The organism is Tumebacillus sp. BK434 (assembly GCF_004340785.1).
Taxonomy (GTDB): domain Bacteria; phylum Bacillota; class Bacilli; order Tumebacillales; family Tumebacillaceae; genus Tumebacillus_A.
This window is the reverse complement of the sequence record NZ_SLXS01000002.1, coordinates 158,649-174,189: the sequence shown is the minus strand read 5'-3', so window position 1 is coordinate 174,189 and position 15,541 is coordinate 158,649. Positions and strand designations below refer to the sequence as shown.

Here is a 15,541-nt window from a genome sequence, read left to right as displayed (position 1 = left end):
ACGACAGTTTGGATTACCCAACGAAAGTCGTTTTGAACTTCGTTACTGCTTCTTTGAGCAGAGCTTCGGTCTCTTTCGAGAGGTCTTTGGTCTCGATGATCGACTTCGCGATCTGCGGATAGTTGGTGTCTGCGAACGCCAGCCATTCGGATTCGAAGCGGCGAACGGAGGTTACCGGAACATCATCGGCATGGCCGTTAACAGCTGCCCACAGGGAGATGACTTGCTTCTCAACGGTCAGCGGCTGGTATTGGCCTTGCTTGAGGATCTCGGTCAGGCGAGCACCGCGGTCGAGACGCGCTTGGGTCGCTTTGTCGAGGTCGGAACCGAACTGAGCAAACGCTTGCAGTTCGCGGTATTGCGCGAGGTCAAGACGCAGGGTACCTGCAACTTTTTTCATCGCTTTGATCTGTGCGGAACCACCGACGCGGGATACGGAGAGACCTACGTTAACTGCCGGACGTTGGCCGGAGTTGAACAGGTCGGACTCGAGGAAGATCTGACCGTCGGTGATGGAGATTACGTTGGTCGGGATGTACGCGGAAACGTCACCCGCTTGCGTTTCGATGAACGGCAGTGCGGTCAGAGAACCGCCGCCACGTGCATCGGACAGCTTCGCGGAGCGCTCCAGCAGACGGGAGTGCAAGTAGAAGACGTCACCCGGGAATGCTTCGCGGCCCGGAGGACGGCGCATCAGCAGGGACATTTCGCGGTATGCTGCTGCTTGCTTGGACAGGTCATCGTATACGCAGAGGACGTGGCCGCCCTTGTACATGAAGTACTCGCCCATTGCGCAGCCTGCGTACGGAGCCAGGAAGAGCAGCGGAGCCGGATCGGAAGCCGATGCGGATACGACGATGGTGTATTCCATCGCGCCGTGCTTGCGCAGGGTCTCTACTACTTGTGCGATGGTGGATTGCTTTTGGCCGATCGCTACGTATACGCAGACGACGCCTTGGCCTTTTTGGTTGATGATCGTGTCGAGCGCCACAGCGGTTTTACCCGTTTGGCGGTCACCGATGATCAGCTCGCGCTGACCACGGCCGACCGGGATCATCGCGTCGATCGCTTTGATACCGGTTTGCATCGGTTCGTGAACCGATTTACGGTCGATAACGCCCGGAGCCGGAGACTCGATCGGACGGAATTCTTTGGTTTCGATCGGGCCGCGGCCGTCGATCGGTTGACCGAGCGCGTTAACAACGCGGCCGATCATCGCTTCGCCGACCGGAACTTGTGCGATACGGCCGGTGCGCTTGACTTGGTCGCCTTCTTTGATACCCATTACGGTACCGAGGACAACCGCACCAATGTTGTTTTCTTCAAGGTTAAACGCCATACCCAAGGTGCCGTTCGGGAATTCGAGAAGTTCCCCGGCCATCGCTTTCTCAAGACCATGGATACGAGCAATACCGTCACCAACTTGGATTACGGTGCCTACGTCATATACTTGAACCTCAGATTGGTAGTTCTCAATCTGCTGTTTGATCAGCGAACTGATTTCTTCAGGACGAATGCTCATGATCTCACCCCTGTCGTACTAGTATTTGAGCGTTTGACGGAAACGGTTGAGCTGGCCGGATACGGAGTAGTCGAGGACACGGTCCCCGATCCGCACGCGCAGGCCGCCGATCAGTTCCGGGTTGACCTTTGTCGTAAACTCCACCTGCTGGCCGTTTGCGCCAAGCTTGGATTTCAGTTCGTTCAACTCTTCATCCGAGAGCGGAACTGCCGATTCTACTTCACCTTTGATGCGACCTTTTGCAGCGTCAGCCAGTTCGGTGAACGCTGTGTACACATCAGCCAGCGCATCTTGACGACGGCTGTCGAACAGCAGGTTGAGGAAGTTCAGGACCAGTTCGGAAACGCGGCCGTTGAACAGCTCGTTTACCTGCTTTTTCTTCGCGTCGATCGAGATGCCCGGGTGCTCAAGAATGTTCGTGAGCTCCGGATGAGACTTGAAGACATCAAGGATCCCAGCCAATTCTTGTTCGACCGAATCGGCTTGACCGCGTTCGCCCGCAACACTGTACAGAGCTTCAGCGTAACGCTTTGCAACTACGGTGTTCTTCATACACGAACACCCATTTCTTTAACCGCTTCTTCGAAGAGAGCTTTGTGGCCTTCTGCGTTCAGCTCTTTGCTGACGATCTTGCCCGCGAGGAGAACGGAAAGGTTGCCCACTTGCTCACGCAGTTCTGCGATCGCTTGTTCTTTTTCACGGTTGATATCAGCAACTGCTTCTTCTTTCAGACGGCGAGCTTCGGTTTCTGCAGCTGCGATGATGTCGGCAGCTTGCTTTTCACCGGTACGGCGTGCGTTCTCCATGAGTTCGTGCGCGTCTTGCTTCGCTTTTTCGATCGCGGTGCGATGCTCGGAAGCCAGACGGTCCGCTTCTTCACGGTTCTTTTCAGCCGTGTTGATTTGATTCTCGATATATTGAGCACGCTCGTTCATGACGCGCATGAGAGGACCAAATGCGAACTTTTTCAGCAGCAGGAAGAGGACGACGAAGACCCCCAACTGCACTAACATGGTTCCCAGTTGCAATTCCAATGAAATTCACTCCTTTCGGGGTGGACAAAAGGAAGGCGCAGGCGTTCTGAACAGCGCCCCGCCAACCTGCTGGTCGTCCGGAATGGTTTAGCGAGTTGCGTACAGGATCAAACCGATTGCAACGGAGATAACCGGGAGTGCCTCTACGAGACCCAGACCGATAAACATTTGAGTTTGCAGCATACCTTTTGCTTCCGGTTGACGAGCGATACCTTCGATGGTGCGACCAACTACGAGACCGTTACCGATACCAGCACCAACTGCTGCGAGACCAAGGCAGAGACCGATTGCGATTTCCATTTTGAAAAGTACCTCCTTAAGGTAGAGAGATAGATTTTATTGTGATTGAAAGGGTGTTACATGGTGTTGCAGATTGCCTGCCGTGCCAACAACTCCTAGTGAGCTTCGTTGTGCGGCAGTTTTTGCGAGATGTAAACCAGTGTCAGGACTGTAAATACGAACGCTTGGATCGTACCTACGAAGATCGAGTACGCGATCCAGACGATCATCGGGATGCCGCCAAGCGGGATGATACCGAACAGCAACGGGATTCCCAGCAGGATGGCAATCAGGACCTCGCCCGCGAAGATGTTCCCGTAAAGACGCAGACCGAGCGTCAGGAACTTCGCCACTTCATCGATCAGGTGAAGGATGAAGAAGGCCGGGTTCGGTTCGAAGTAGTGCTTGAAGTATTGGCGCGGGTTGCGCAGACCAATGATGTGCGTCATGCCGACGATCCCGATCGACATCGCCATCGCGACGCTCAAGTTCGCGGTCGGGGACATGAACCAAGACACGTGACCTTCGCCATCGTGTTCAGCCAGCGTTCCCGCCGAGATGCCGAACATCGGTTCATGCACATGCGTTACGACGTTGGTGATCAGACCCATTTGGTTCGCGACGAACAGGTAGATGATCAAAGTGAATGCGAGCGGAACATACGTCATCGCACGGTCACCGATCGTATCCTTCGCGAGGCCCGTGATGAAGTCGACCACCCACTCGAAGAAGTTCTGGATGCCGCGCGGTCTGCGCACATCGATGTTTGCCACTGCCAGACGCGCCAGAAGCAGCACAACGAGAGCGGCCAGCACGCTGGTTCCGATTGCGGTCAAGTTGATTGCCCACAAGCCTTCTCCGAGGGTAGGAAAAATGTGATCCATTCCAAATTTCACCCCTTCCAAATAGCGTGATGGTACTATGAAGTTTTGATTTTGTTGTATAGGAAGCCTGCCAAGATCACCAGTTGATAAACGAAGAAGCCTATCAACAATCCCGGAAGACTCACATACCCGATTCTGGGTTCCAGCGCTTGTACGAGGAGCACGGCGCCAAGGATCATCACCATGCGGTACATCATCACGACACTGGGGCGTTTCTTCACATTCCGCAAAGCGACGTCGGCCGCCATCTCGGTCTGTTTGGAAGCGCTAACAGCGAAGTACAAACTAACTGCCGACCCAATCGTTAGGCCGGCAAATATCGACTTGAGGCTTGGCAACAGGGCCCAGAGTGCCGCGAAAACAAGCGTGATAATCAGCGTGTACTTGACTGTTGTTCTGGCCAACCGATTAAATTCGTTCATTTCGAGACTCCCATCTTTGCCTCAAACTGGTACCCTTAGATACGTTCACCCTGAGGCTGTGTATTTATGTATGAAAGTCCACAAAAATGGTCTCTAGGCAACGGAAGTTTCATCAGTCGAGACACCAGTCCCTTGTATGAAACCCCAACCCAGAGACCATACTACTACATCCCCCCTTGGGTTGTCAACGAAACGGAGGGGTGCTAACTCCTGTGGCGACGCAAGTTTTATACGCCGTTCATAAAACCGACAAAGAATTGTTAAAAGTCGCCACAAAGCCGAATTTTCTTAGCGTTCGAACACCAGCGCCACGCCTTGGCCGCCGCCGATGCAGAGCGTCGCCAGGCCGCGTTTTGCATCCTGTTTCTCCATCTCGTGGATCAGGGAGACGAGCACGCGGGTGCCCGATGCGCCGATCGGATGGCCGAGGGCGATCGCGCCGCCGTTGACGTTCAGCTTCTCGCGCGGGATCTCGAGGTCGCGGCCGACAGCCAGCGACTGGGCGGCAAACGCTTCGTTCGCTTCGATCAGGTCGATCTCGCCGATCGACAGGTTGGCGCGCTCCAGCGCTTTCTTGGTCGCGTAGATCGGACCGAGGCCCATCACGTTCGGGTCGAGGCCGGCAGACGCGTAGGCGGTGACGGTGCCGAGGATCTTCAGGCCGAGCGCTTCCGCCTTCTCACGGGACATGACGAGCACAGCTGCTGCGCCGTCGTTGATGCCCGACGCGTTGCCGGCGGTGACGGTGCCGTCCTTCTTGAAGGCCGCGCGGAGTTTGCCGAGCGACTCAGCCGTGGTGCCTGCACGCGGGAACTCGTCTTTGTCAAACACGATCGGGTCGCCTTTGCGCTGCGGGATCTGCACCGGCACGATCTCATCTTTGAAGCGGTCGGACGCCAGTGCCGCTTCCGCTTTTTGCTGCGACCAGGCGGCGAACTCATCCTGCTCCTCGCGGGTCAGGCCGTAGCGCTCCGCCACGTTCTCCGCGGTGATGCCCATGTGGGTATCGTCAAAAGCGCACCACAGGCCGTCGCGGATCATGATGTCGGTCACTTTCTGGTCGCCCATGCGGTAGCCGGTGCGAGCGCCTTCCAATAAATACGGCGCGCGGGACATATTTTCCATGCCGCCGGCGAGGATCACGTCTGCGTCGCCCGCTTTGATCGCTTGCGCTGCCAGCATGACCGCTTTGAGGCCGGAGCCGCAGACCTTGTTGATCGTCATCGATGCGATCGTGTTCGGCAGGCCTGCTTTTACCGATGCCTGACGAGCCGGGTTCTGGCCGAGGCCCGCCTGCAGGACGTTGCCCATGATCACTTCGTCAACCAGGTCTTTCGACACCCCTGCGCGGTTGAGTGCTTCATTCAAAACGATAGCGCCGAGCTCCGGTGCCGGAATGCCGGCCAGCGCCCCTTGAAAGTTGCCGATCGCTGTGCGGACAGCGCTTACAATCACTGCATCACGATTTGCCATTGTGTGTAACTCCTTTCGAAAATGAAGAGTCATTCAGTCTCTATTCAGACTATATATTCTCGTCTTTGCTACTTTTCCCTGCTCGCTGCATCCTAGACCCGCCATCCGCGTCATTTTTTCCCGCCTGTGAATCGCAATTCGCCTCTTTTCACTTGGGTTGACGGCGTGGTAAATTATCATCAATAGAATGAATTTCAGGATTCCGTCACGGAATAGGAGAAACGATTATGCAATATTTGACCCTCGGGCAAAAGCTGCGCTTGAAGCGCAAAGAATTAGATCTCACCCTTAAAGATATCGCGGGGGATTATATCTCGCCGGCGACGCTCAGCCTGGTCGAGCGCGACCTGCAGGTTCCATCTGAGGAGCTGCTGCGCTACCTCGCCGAACGTCTGGAGACGCCCTACAGCTATTTTAAAGAAACGCCGGAAGAAACGCTGGGGCGACGGGCGAAGACCTTGCTCGCCGAATCGGAGGCGCTCCTGCACCGCAAGCGCTACTCGATGGCGACACGGTTTGCCGAAGAGATCATGAATGATGCGAAGGAGCTTCGTTTGCACCACTACATTGCGCAGTCAGCCTTATTGCTGTCGCGCATTGCCTTAACACAGGAAGAGTATCACCGAGCGAACGAATACCTGTTTGAAGCACAATCTGCAGCCCACCTGTCCGGACATCATGAATGGCTGCCGAGCATCTATTTCCAATTTGCCCAGGTGTCGTTTCGCCAATCGTTTTATCCGCAAGCGCTCGACTACCTCAAACAAGCGGATCAGGCCACGGACGATACGATGGATGACGAGTTGCACCGCAAGATCCTCTCGCTCCTCTCGCAGACCCACCACAAGATGGGCAACTACGACCAGGCGCTGGACTACGCGGAAAAAGCCACCAGCCTCGTCTCGCGCATGAACAACCTCGAAGCATACGCCGAATCCCTGATCATGCTCGGCGCCAACTACCGCGAGCAGGAACAGTACGACAAAGCGCTCGAACTGTTCCAGGAAGCGATGCGCATCTCCCGTCAGCTCGAAACGCAGCACGAGCTGTCCGAAGCGGAGCGCAACCTCGCCGAACTGTACGTCAAAACAGGCGACCATGCCCAAGCGCACCAGCACTTCGAGCTGGCGATCGAACAAAAGCAGAAGCTCGGCGACGCCAGCCTCTTCACCACCATGCTCGACCTCGTCGAAGCCCTCCTCGACGCCGGAGATGTCTACAAAGCCCAGAGCCGCCTCCAAGACGCGCTCGGCTACGACATCCCCTCCGCCGAAGAGGACAGAGCTCGCGCGCTCGCCCTCTCGTACCAGATCTCCTGCTTCCTCGGCGACGAGGCTGCCGGCCGCAGAGCGCTTGAAGAGAGCCTGACGCTCGCCCGCAGCCACTCCGTGCAGACCCGCATGCCCGACCTGCTCGTCAAGCTCGGGCGCATCTGCGCCAAAGCGGGCGACCAGTCCATGGCGACGCAACTCTTCGGCGAGGCGCTCGCCGGCTACGAGAGCCTCGGCCTCATCATGCGCACCAATACCAAAAACGCCTAAGGTCTTGTGACCTTGACCCTACCTAAATAAGTGGCCCCGTCCCCCCAACTCCCTCGGGGGAGGGCGGGACATGCGGAGTGGTGAAATTGAAATCTCATACCCTTCCTCTAAAAATCTTTTACTCAATCAAAGGGTTCAGATTTCACCGTGAACCCGCAGCATGTCCCGCCCGGACCCGACCACCCAACCCTCACCAGCCACCAACAAAAAACCACCGTACCCTCACAGGACACGGTGGTTTCCCATTTACACCAAAAACTCTTCCGGCTTCTCACCCTTACCAAAATGATAAAGGATCGCTTGCACGATCCGCTCCGAAGCCTTCCCATCGCCATACGGGTTCGCCGCGATCGACATCGCGCGATGCGCCTCCGGATTGGTCAGCAGCTCCTTCGCCATCTCATAGATCACCGCTTCATCCGTCCCGGCCAGCTTCAGCGTTCCCGCCTTGATGCCTTCCGGACGCTCGGTCGTATCGCGCAGCACCAGCACCGGCACGCCCAGCGACGGCGCTTCCTCCTGAATCCCGCCCGAGTCGGTCAAAATCAGGTAGGCCCGCGACATAAAGTTATGCGTATCGAACACATCCATCGGGTCGCTCAGATGAATCCGCTCATGTCCGCCCAGAATCGCCCTTGCCGGCTCCTGCACCGCCGGATTCAAGTGCACCGGATAGACGACCACCAGATCCTCATGCTCGTCCACCAAACGGCGCACCGCCCGGAAGATGTTCTCCATCTTTTCGCCCAAGTTCTCCCGACGATGCGCCGTCATAAACACCAAACGCTGACCCGGCTGCAGCCCGTCCAGAATCGGATGCGCATATGTCTCGCGTACTGTGGTCGCCATCGCGTCGATCGCCGTGTTGCCGGTCACATAGATCGCTGCTTCCGGCTTGTTTTCCGCCAGCAGATTGCCTTTCGACTGCTCTGTCGGCGCAAAATGCAGATCGGCCATCACCCCGGTCAACTGACGGTTCATCTCCTCCGGGAACGGCGAATACTTGTCGAACGTCCGCAGTCCGGCCTCCACGTGGCCGACCGCCACCTGCTGATAAAACGCAGCCAGCGCCCCCACAAACGTCGTCGTCGTGTCGCCGTGCACCAGCACGATGTGCGGCTGCTCCTTCTGAATCACATCCTGCAGCCCGGCCAGCGCTTTGATCGTCACGCCGGTCAGCGTCTGGCGCGGCTCCATGATGTCGAGGTCATAATCGGGCGTCACTTCAAACAGCTCCAGCACCTGATCGAGCATTTGCCGGTGCTGCGCCGTCACACAGACGCGCGAGTGAATCTGCTCGCCCGCACGCTCCAAAGCTTTTACCAGCGGAGCCATCTTGACCGCTTCAGGACGAGTACCAAACACCGTCAGTACGCGAATGGGTTCCATCTTGTTCATCGCTCTCCTTTTCTTCTACCAACCCTGGCTTGCCACAACTACTTCGTGCCATACAGGCGGTCGCCTGCATCGCCGAGGCCCGGCGTGATGTAGCCGTGGTCATTGAGGCAATCATCGACGGCCGCCACGTAGATATCCACGTCCGGATGTTCGCGCTGCACCACTTCGATGCCTTCCGGAGAGGCGATCAGGCACATCAGCTTGATGTTCTTCGCGCCGCGCTGCTTCATAAACGTGATCGCAGCCGCTGCCGAACCGCCCGTCGCCAGCATCGGGTCGACGGCGATCAAGTCGCGCTCCGCCACGTCGGACGGCAGCTTGCAGTAATACTCCACCGGCTGCAAGGTCTCAGGGTCGCGGTACAGGCCGATATGTCCGACCTTGGCGCTCGGAATCAGGTTCAAGATCCCGTCCACCATGCCCAGGCCCGCCCGCAAAATCGGCACCACGCCGAGTTTTTTGCCAGCCAGGATCTTCGTCTTCGCCGGCGAGACCGGCGTGTCGATCGTCGTCTCCTTCAGAGGCAGATCGCGGGTCGCTTCATAGGCCATCAGCATAGCCACTTCCTCCACCAGCTCGCGGAACTGCTTCGTGCCGGTGTTTTTGTCGCGTATGTAGGTCAATTTATGTTGGATCAACGGGTGATCAAAAACGTAGACTTTGCTCATGACAGTTATCTCCTTTGCCGGATGTCTTCGTCCATTATAGCAAAAAAAGTCCGCCGTCCATAACGGCGGACTCTTTTGTCGTTTTTCCTTCACGCTTAGAGATACGTCAGGCCTTCGTACATCGGGAACTTGTCGCACAGCGCCTTCACGCGGCGCAGCGCTTCGTTGATCTTCGGCTGCTCGTCCTTGTGCTTCAGGGTCAGCGCGATGATCTCCGCGATCTCGACCATCTCCGCCTGGCCGAAGCCGCGGGAGGTGACCGCCGGGGTGCCGATGCGCACGCCGGACGTGACGAACGGCGACGCCGGGTCGAACGGAATCGTGTTCTTGTTCGTCGTGATGCCGATCTCGTCAAGCAGGTGCTCCGCTTCTTTCCCGGTCAAGCCGAGGTTGCGCACGTCGATCAGCAGCAGGTGGTTGTCGGTGCCGCCGGAAACGATGTTCAAGCCGTTTTCGGTCAGCGCGGATGCCAGCGCCTGCGCGTTGTCGACCACCTGCTGGATGTAACCTTTAAACTCCGGGCGCAGCGCTTCGCCAAACGCCACCGCTTTCGATGCGATCACGTGCATCAGCGGGCCGCCTTGGATGCCCGGGAAGATCGCCTTGTCGACCGCTTTCGCATACTCTTCCTTGCAGAGGATCAGGCCGCCGCGCGGACCGCGCAGCGTCTTGTGCGTGGTCGAAGTCACGAAGTCTGCGTACGGCACCGGAGACGGGTGGTGACCGGTCGCGACCAGACCTGCGATGTGCGCCATGTCGACCATCAGGTACGCGCCGACTTCGTCTGCGATCTCGCGCAGCTTCTTGAAGTCGATCGAGCGCGGGTAAGCCGATGCGCCGGCGACGATCATCTTCGGCTTGTGCTCCTGCGCCAGTGCACGCACGTTGTCATAGTTGATCATCGACGTGTCTTCGTCAACGCCGTACGGGACAAAATTGTAGTATTGGCCGGAGATGTTCACCGGGCTGCCGTGGGTCAGGTGACCGCCGTGCGACAGGTTCATGCCGAGCACGGTGTCGCCCGGTTTGAGGAAGGCGAAGTACACAGCGGTGTTCGCCTGTGCGCCGGAGTGCGGCTGCACGTTGGCGTGCTCTGCGCCAAACAGTTCCTTCGCGCGGTCGCGGGCGAGGTTCTCCACGATGTCGACGTGCTCGCAGCCGCCGTAGTAGCGCTTGCCCGGATAGCCTTCCGCGTATTTGTTCGTGAGCACCGTGCCCATCGTCTCCATCACCGCGCGGGACACGAAGTTCTCCGACGCGATCAGCTCGATCTTGCTGCGCTGACGACCCAGTTCCAGTTCCAGTGCTTCTGCTACTTCACGATCTGCCATTCTCAAATAACTCATCCAAGGTCTCCCCTTTTCCAGTGCTGAAAACACGCTATTTCCGAACATTATAGCATAAAAGCGAAAAAAAGTTCGTGTTTTTAAGATTCCTGATCAAAAAAATACACCGCCCGCGCGCCGCCGATCAACTTCGGGCGCGTGCGCGCCATCGTCACGTGCGCTTCCCCGATCTCGCGCAGCGTGCCGCGCACCGGCACGGCGACGGGACGCAGGTGCATGCCGATCAGCGTATCGCCGATGTCGAGGCCGGCGTGGGCTTGGATGCGTTCGACCATCGCCGGGCGGTTCAGCTTGCGGTAGGCGGTCGAAGCGACGGCGCCGCCCGCCGTCGGCACCGGCACGACGACCACTTCTTCGAGGCCGAATTGCCGGAGCGTGTCGCGTTCGACGACCAAAGCTCGGTTGAGATGCTCACAGCATTGAAACGCGACGTGGAAGCCGTATGTTGCCCGGGCTTCCAGCACCGCTTCCACGATCATTGCGGCGGCGTTAAGCGAGCCGCCCGAGCCGATCCTCTTCCCGACCACTTCGCTCGACGAAGCGCCGATGACGAGGATGTGCTCCCCGGTCAGCTGCGCCTGGGCTTGCAGGTCGCCGATCGCTTGCAGCGTCTGCGCTTTGACGGCCGCCAGCTCCGGGGTCAGCATCCGGTGACACCTTCTTCGCGCCCGTAGCGCTTTTCGATGTCGCCGATCTTGCCGACGCGGGCGGCATGGCGTCCGCCGCTGAACTCGGTGCAGAGCCACAGCTCCACGATGTCATCCGCGAGGCCCGGGCCGATCACGCGCGCGCCCATCGCCATCACGTTGGTGTCGTTGTGCTCCCGGGTTGCTTTTGCCGAAAACGTGTCGTGCAGCAAGGCGCAGCGAATGCCCGGCACCTTGTTGGCGACGATCGACATGCCAAGCCCGGTGCCGCAGATCAGGATGCCGCGGTCATATTCCCCCCGCGCCACCGCTTCGGCGACCTGAATGCCGTAGTCCGGATAATCGACCGACGCTTCCGAGTATGTACCAAAATCATGGTAAGACAGCCCCATGCTCTCCAGCTTCTTCTTGACCGACTCCTTCAGCGTGAAACCGCCATGGTCGGCTGCGATTGCCACTTTCATGATCAGACCTCCGTTGCGTTTGGAATGATAACGTTATAATGCCGCTAACATACGGTACGTGGGCGCAAAGTACGCGGTGCACGTTTGCGCGACAACGTTTGGAACAATCTGTTTTAGCATAGCAGAACCGTTCGATTTTTTGCTATAGCGATCTCCGCAAAGGGTGACGATGTCTTGAATCTGCGAGCTGATCTTCGACGTGCAAGCCCCGTTGGCAAGCGGCCCGCCATAGTGTTCAAGGTTGGAAAAAGAGGCGTCGTCGCCGAACATCTTTTTGATCTCGGCGTGCAGAGCGTGCTTGATCTGTTTATACTCTTTCCCAAATCCATTGCCCCAATCGGCCAGGAACCAGCCTTCGATCTCCGGCGAGGCGAGCAGCACATAGAGCGGGACTTCCCGGCGGAGTGTGCGGTTGATCTGTGCTTGGAGTTCCTCGACCCATTTTTGGTAAGCCTCAAGGTCTCCGTCAAAACGGCAGTCGGCGTCGTCGATGAAGAGGATGCAGTCGTAGTCGCAGCCGTATTTTTGCAGACGGTCGATCATCTGTGTGACCAGTTGCTCGCCGGTTATGCCATTATGCGATACCACCGGGGTCGGATCTGGACGCTTCAGTTTAGGACTTGGTTTCGTGACAGCGGGAAAACATCGCTTCCACGTAACCTGATCATTCACTTTGTGCAAAAACTGATCCATCCCGCCCGTCTCCGTATACCCTCCTGTGCAATAATAGCCTACGGTCGTCACCACGGCCACCCGCCTAACTGCGGTTCGCCCACGCGGTAGAGGTCGCCCAGTTCCCAGCCTTCTTCGAAGAAGCTGTCGAGCTTGTCCGGCATGATGCGGGTGACCGTCTGCTCCCCGTCGAGGTTGCAGACGAGCAGCGCGACTTCCCCTTGGCGATAGAGCTCGGTGAAGCGGTCTAAGAAATCGGGCGAGTGCGTGGAGATGAAGTATTGCTGCGCTGAGGTGGAGCGCGTTGTCCACTCGGCGATCAGCTTCAGCCAGGCGGGGTGCAGGTTGACTTCCGGCTCGTCCAGCGACAGGATGCTCATGCGCTCCGGCGTCCACAGGAGCAGGGTCAGAATCATCGCTTGGATCGTGCCTCGCGACATCTCCGAGAGTTTGTAGGTCTTGCTGTCGATGACGAGTTGGAGCTGACGTTTGCTCTCGGTGATGTGGATCAGTTTCAAGCGTTTGAGATTCGGAATGAGTTCCTGCAAACGCTCGGTGTAGTCGTCGAGGAAGTTGTATTTGTCGTCGAGGTAGCCGAGTACATTGACGAGGTTTGAAGCGTCTTCCTCGAGGTGGTTTTGGTGGAGCGTGATGCCAATTGGTTCTGTGACACGCTGATGACTAAAACTAGCGCAGGAGTACCCCTTTTGAACGAAAAAATAGTCTTTAAGACTACCAGACACCTCTTGGTATAAAGGGTATAGTTCCACCCTGAATTTCTCCTGCTTCAACAAATCATGTTCTTGTTGAAAAATGGAGTCACGATCATGAGCAGCAAAGTCTCCGCCTGCTCCCTTGCCATTTTTCTTGTTCTGGTACTTTGCACTGCTTGACAAGATGCCGTTCTCTACTAAGTAAGCGAATGTATCATCGTCATACATAGAAGCAGTTTCCTCGAGAATGTAACACCCAACGGGAATATGATCTGCACCGCTGACATGAAACGAGATTTTATAAAGCATCTTATAGCCTTCATTCGCAATCTCCCAAGTTAAATCGATTGACCGATCACGCTCATGCACCCCTCTTCGTAACATTTCATCCCATCCATGATCCCCCATCACCTGATAAAAAGCACTCTCATCCTTCGACTTCTCTGCCAGCAACAGTTCAGAAGCAAACCCCATCGCCTTCAAAAGATTGCTCTTCCCCGAGTTATTCGGCCCGACGATCAGGTTGATTTTCGCCAGCGGAATCTCATCGATCATCACATTCCGGAAATTTTTCACAGAAAAAGTTTTAATCATCCCGTTTTTATCCTCTTTTCTGCCAGAAGATTGTCTATAATTCTAGTATAGCCTTTCTTTTGGAAGAATGTACGACTCCAAACAAATTACGGAGAGCGGGTGCCTTATGAACGACGAGCAACAAGCACAACCCAAAGCGATACGAAAAGACCAGTGGCGCGCCTTCCTGCGCCTGATTACCAATACCAATCCGCCGAAGCTCCTGCTGGCAGCCATTCTGCTGCTGAGCCTGATCAACACCGGAGCGTCGCTGATCGTGCCGTGGTTCACGAAGAACCTCGTCGATGTCGTCAGCGTGTCGGCTTTGAACACGTCGGTGATCCTGCTCCTGATCTTCGCCTTCTTGCTGCAGGGCGTCTCGGCGGCGTTCTCCCATTATATGCTCTCCTATGTCGGGCAGACGGTGGTCGCCAACCTGCGGCGGCGGCTGTGGCAGAAGCTGCTGGCGCTGCCGATCCCCTATTTTGACAAGCACCGTTCCGGGGAGACGATCTCGCGGATGACCAGCGACACGGGGATCATCAAAGACATCATCGTCACGCACATGATCTCCTTTTTCACCAGCATCATCTCCATCGTCGGGTCGGTCGTCATCCTCCTGTACCTCGACTGGCAGATGACCCTCGTCATGCTGTCGGCCGTGCCGATCACCTTCCTCGTCATCCGGCCGATGGGGCGCAAGATGTACCTGATCTCCAAAGGCCTGCAGGACGAGATGGCCTCCTTCACCGCCCTGCTCACCCAAGTGCTGCAGGAGATCCGCCTCGTCAAATCGTTCAACGCCGAAGCCCGCGAAAACAAAAGCGGCGAAGCGGGCATCCGGCAGCTGTTCCAATTCGGCCTGAAAGAAGCGAAAGTCCAAGCGGTTCTCGCGCCGCTGATGACCTTCCTGATGATGGCGATCCTCGTCGTGATCATCGGCTTCGGCGGGGTGCGCGTGGCGACCGGGGCGCTGAGTGTGGGCGAGCTGGTGGCGTTTATCCTCTACCTGTTCCAGATCATCATGCCGTTCGGGCAGCTGGCTCAGTTTTTCACCTCGATCCAAAAAGCGATGGGGGCGACGGAGCGTTTGACCGGCATTCTCGAGCATGAAGAAGAAGACCACACCAAGCAGCAAACGGTGGACAGCACCCACCTGCCGATCTGCGTGGAGGACTTGACCTTCACCTATCAAACTGGCGACGAAGTGTTGCACGGGGTGGACATTACGTTCCTGCCCGGCAAGGTGACGGCGATCGTAGGTCCCAGCGGTTCCGGGAAGACGACCCTGTTTTCGCTCTTGGAGCGCTTCTACCTTCCGAACGGCGGGACGATCCGGCTGGGGGACACGCCGATCGACGCGTTCAGCCTGAAGTCATGGCGCGAACAGCTCGGCTATGTCTCGCAGGAGAGCCCGCTGATGGCGGGGACGATCCGCGACAACATCGCCTACGGGGTGGAACGCGCGGTGACGGAGGAAGAGCTGCAGCAGGCGGCTGGCATGGCCTATGCGGACAGTTTCATCCAAGAGCTGCCCCAAGGCTACGACACCGAAGTCGGCGAGCGCGGCATCAAGCTCTCCGGCGGTCAGCGCCAGCGGATCGCCATCGCCCGCGCGCTGCTGCGCAACCCCAACATCCTGATGCTCGACGAAGCGACTTCCGCCCTCGACTCCACTTCGGAAAAAGTCGTCCAGGACGCGCTGGCCAACCTGATGCACGGTCGCACCACCCTCGTCATCGCCCACCGCCTCTCCACCGTCGTCGACGCCGACCAGATCGTCGTGCTCGAAAAAGGCCGCGTGACAGGCGTCGGCACGCACGAAGAGCTGCTGGCGACACACGAGCTGTATCGGGAACTGGCCACGCAGCAGTTCCAGCTGGAAGAAGCGCAAGCATAGACAAA

Annotated in this window: 16 protein-coding genes; 2 read left to right on the top strand and 14 right to left on the bottom strand. The window is 57.4% G+C overall.

The genetic code is table 11. The features are described from left to right. Positions 1-13: 13 nt before the first annotated feature. The 7 genes from atpA to EV586_RS05265 all read right to left on the bottom strand — a co-directional run bounded on the left by atpA (position 14) and on the right by EV586_RS05265 (position 5,614). The gene (gene atpA / locus EV586_RS05295; RefSeq protein ID WP_132944039.1) at positions 14-1,522 is read right to left on the bottom strand and encodes a F0F1 ATP synthase subunit alpha; all 1,509 of its coding nucleotides are present in this window, start codon (positions 1,520-1,522) and stop codon (positions 14-16) included. 18 nt (positions 1,523-1,540) lie between these two features. Next, entirely contained in the window at positions 1,541-2,074 is a 534-nt protein-coding gene (locus EV586_RS05290; RefSeq protein WP_132944038.1) for a F0F1 ATP synthase subunit delta, read from the bottom strand. Then, positions 2,071-2,556, bottom strand: coding sequence for a F0F1 ATP synthase subunit B (atpF, locus tag EV586_RS05285; protein ID WP_207893858.1), 486 nt, complete (start codon positions 2,554-2,556; stop codon positions 2,071-2,073). Before atpF ends, EV586_RS05290 begins: the two co-directional genes overlap by 4 nt. An 87-nt stretch (positions 2,557-2,643) precedes the next feature. Further along, positions 2,644-2,856 carry a F0F1 ATP synthase subunit C gene (gene atpE, locus EV586_RS05280; RefSeq protein WP_132944037.1) on the bottom strand — a complete coding sequence of 71 codons (213 nt, stop codon included), beginning with the start codon at positions 2,854-2,856 and terminating at the stop codon, positions 2,644-2,646. Positions 2,857-2,951: 95 nt separating this feature from the next. Further along, entirely contained in the window at positions 2,952-3,671 is a 720-nt protein-coding gene (gene atpB / locus EV586_RS05275; RefSeq protein WP_165898309.1) for a F0F1 ATP synthase subunit A, read from the bottom strand. 83 nt (positions 3,672-3,754) lie between these two features. After that, positions 3,755-4,141 (bottom strand): hypothetical protein, encoded by a 387-nt coding sequence (locus tag EV586_RS05270; RefSeq protein ID WP_132944035.1) that lies wholly within the window; start codon positions 4,139-4,141, stop codon positions 3,755-3,757. Positions 4,142-4,429: 288 nt separating this feature from the next. Beyond that, positions 4,430-5,614 (bottom strand): acetyl-CoA C-acetyltransferase, encoded by a 1,185-nt coding sequence (locus EV586_RS05265; RefSeq protein ID WP_132944034.1) that lies wholly within the window; start codon positions 5,612-5,614, stop codon positions 4,430-4,432. Positions 5,615-5,841: 227 nt separating this feature from the next. Here EV586_RS05265 and EV586_RS05260 point away from each other — a divergent pair, with 227 nt between their 5' ends. Beyond that, positions 5,842-7,155 (top strand): helix-turn-helix domain-containing protein, encoded by a 1,314-nt coding sequence (locus EV586_RS05260; protein WP_132944033.1) that lies wholly within the window; start codon positions 5,842-5,844, stop codon positions 7,153-7,155. A 246-nt stretch (positions 7,156-7,401) separates the two neighbouring features. Here EV586_RS05260 and wecB read toward each other — a convergent pair whose 3' ends face one another. From wecB to EV586_RS05225, 7 genes are all read right to left on the bottom strand, one after another. Further along, on the bottom strand, positions 7,402-8,544 hold the full coding sequence (gene wecB, locus EV586_RS05255) for a non-hydrolyzing UDP-N-acetylglucosamine 2-epimerase (RefSeq protein ID WP_132944032.1): 1,143 nt from the start codon (positions 8,542-8,544) through the stop codon (positions 7,402-7,404). A gap of 47 nt (positions 8,545-8,591) precedes the next feature. Beyond that, a complete protein-coding gene (upp, locus tag EV586_RS05250; RefSeq protein WP_132944031.1) occupies positions 8,592-9,221 on the bottom strand; it encodes a uracil phosphoribosyltransferase in 630 nt (209 codons plus the stop codon). A gap of 95 nt (positions 9,222-9,316) precedes the next feature. Then, entirely contained in the window at positions 9,317-10,567 is a 1,251-nt protein-coding gene (locus tag EV586_RS05245) for a serine hydroxymethyltransferase (protein WP_132944030.1), read from the bottom strand. An 80-nt stretch (positions 10,568-10,647) separates the two neighbouring features. After that, positions 10,648-11,214 carry a TIGR01440 family protein gene (locus EV586_RS05240; protein WP_132944029.1) on the bottom strand — a complete coding sequence of 189 codons (567 nt, stop codon included), beginning with the start codon at positions 11,212-11,214 and terminating at the stop codon, positions 10,648-10,650. Continuing rightward, entirely contained in the window at positions 11,208-11,678 is a 471-nt protein-coding gene (gene rpiB / locus EV586_RS05235; RefSeq protein WP_132944028.1) for a ribose 5-phosphate isomerase B, read from the bottom strand. Before rpiB ends, EV586_RS05240 begins: the two co-directional genes overlap by 7 nt. Before the next feature lie 33 nt (positions 11,679-11,711). Beyond that, the gene (locus EV586_RS05230) at positions 11,712-12,425 is read right to left on the bottom strand and encodes a hypothetical protein (protein WP_132944027.1); all 714 of its coding nucleotides are present in this window, start codon (positions 12,423-12,425) and stop codon (positions 11,712-11,714) included. Further along, positions 12,419-13,657 (bottom strand): AAA family ATPase, encoded by a 1,239-nt coding sequence (locus tag EV586_RS05225; protein ID WP_132944026.1) that lies wholly within the window; start codon positions 13,655-13,657, stop codon positions 12,419-12,421. Before EV586_RS05225 ends, EV586_RS05230 begins: the two co-directional genes overlap by 7 nt. Before the next feature lie 106 nt (positions 13,658-13,763). On the opposite strand from EV586_RS05225, the gene EV586_RS05220 reads away from it, so the two are divergent. Then, entirely contained in the window at positions 13,764-15,536 is a 1,773-nt protein-coding gene (locus tag EV586_RS05220; RefSeq protein WP_132944025.1) for an ABC transporter ATP-binding protein, read from the top strand. Positions 15,537-15,541 lie beyond the last annotated feature (5 nt).

Bases quoted from the DNA above. Each gene is read 5' to 3' on its own strand.
- atpA (WP_132944039.1), bottom strand. From the start codon at position 1,522: ATGAGCATTCGTCCTGAAGAAATCAGTTCGCTGATCAAACAGCAGATT.
- wecB (WP_132944032.1), bottom strand. From the start codon at position 8,544: ATGGAACCCATTCGCGTACTGACGGTGTTTGGTACTCGTCCTGAAGCG.
- EV586_RS05240 (WP_132944029.1), bottom strand. From the start codon at position 11,214: ATGCTGACCCCGGAGCTGGCGGCCGTCAAAGCGCAGACGCTGCAAGCG.
- EV586_RS05220 (WP_132944025.1), top strand. From the start codon at position 13,764: ATGAACGACGAGCAACAAGCACAACCCAAAGCGATACGAAAAGACCAG.
- upp (WP_132944031.1), bottom strand. From the start codon at position 9,221: ATGAGCAAAGTCTACGTTTTTGATCACCCGTTGATCCAACATAAATTG.
- EV586_RS05270 (WP_132944035.1), bottom strand. From the start codon at position 4,141: ATGAACGAATTTAATCGGTTGGCCAGAACAACAGTCAAGTACACGCTG.
- EV586_RS05245 (WP_132944030.1), bottom strand. From the start codon at position 10,567: ATGAGTTATTTGAGAATGGCAGATCGTGAAGTAGCAGAAGCACTGGAA.
- EV586_RS05225 (WP_132944026.1), bottom strand. From the start codon at position 13,657: ATGATTAAAACTTTTTCTGTGAAAAATTTCCGGAATGTGATGATCGAT.
- atpE (WP_132944037.1), bottom strand. From the start codon at position 2,856: ATGGAAATCGCAATCGGTCTCTGCCTTGGTCTCGCAGCAGTTGGTGCT.
- EV586_RS05260 (WP_132944033.1), top strand. From the start codon at position 5,842: ATGCAATATTTGACCCTCGGGCAAAAGCTGCGCTTGAAGCGCAAAGAA.
- rpiB (WP_132944028.1), bottom strand. From the start codon at position 11,678: ATGAAAGTGGCAATCGCAGCCGACCATGGCGGTTTCACGCTGAAGGAG.
- EV586_RS05265 (WP_132944034.1), bottom strand. From the start codon at position 5,614: ATGGCAAATCGTGATGCAGTGATTGTAAGCGCTGTCCGCACAGCGATC.
- EV586_RS05290 (WP_132944038.1), bottom strand. From the start codon at position 2,074: ATGAAGAACACCGTAGTTGCAAAGCGTTACGCTGAAGCTCTGTACAGT.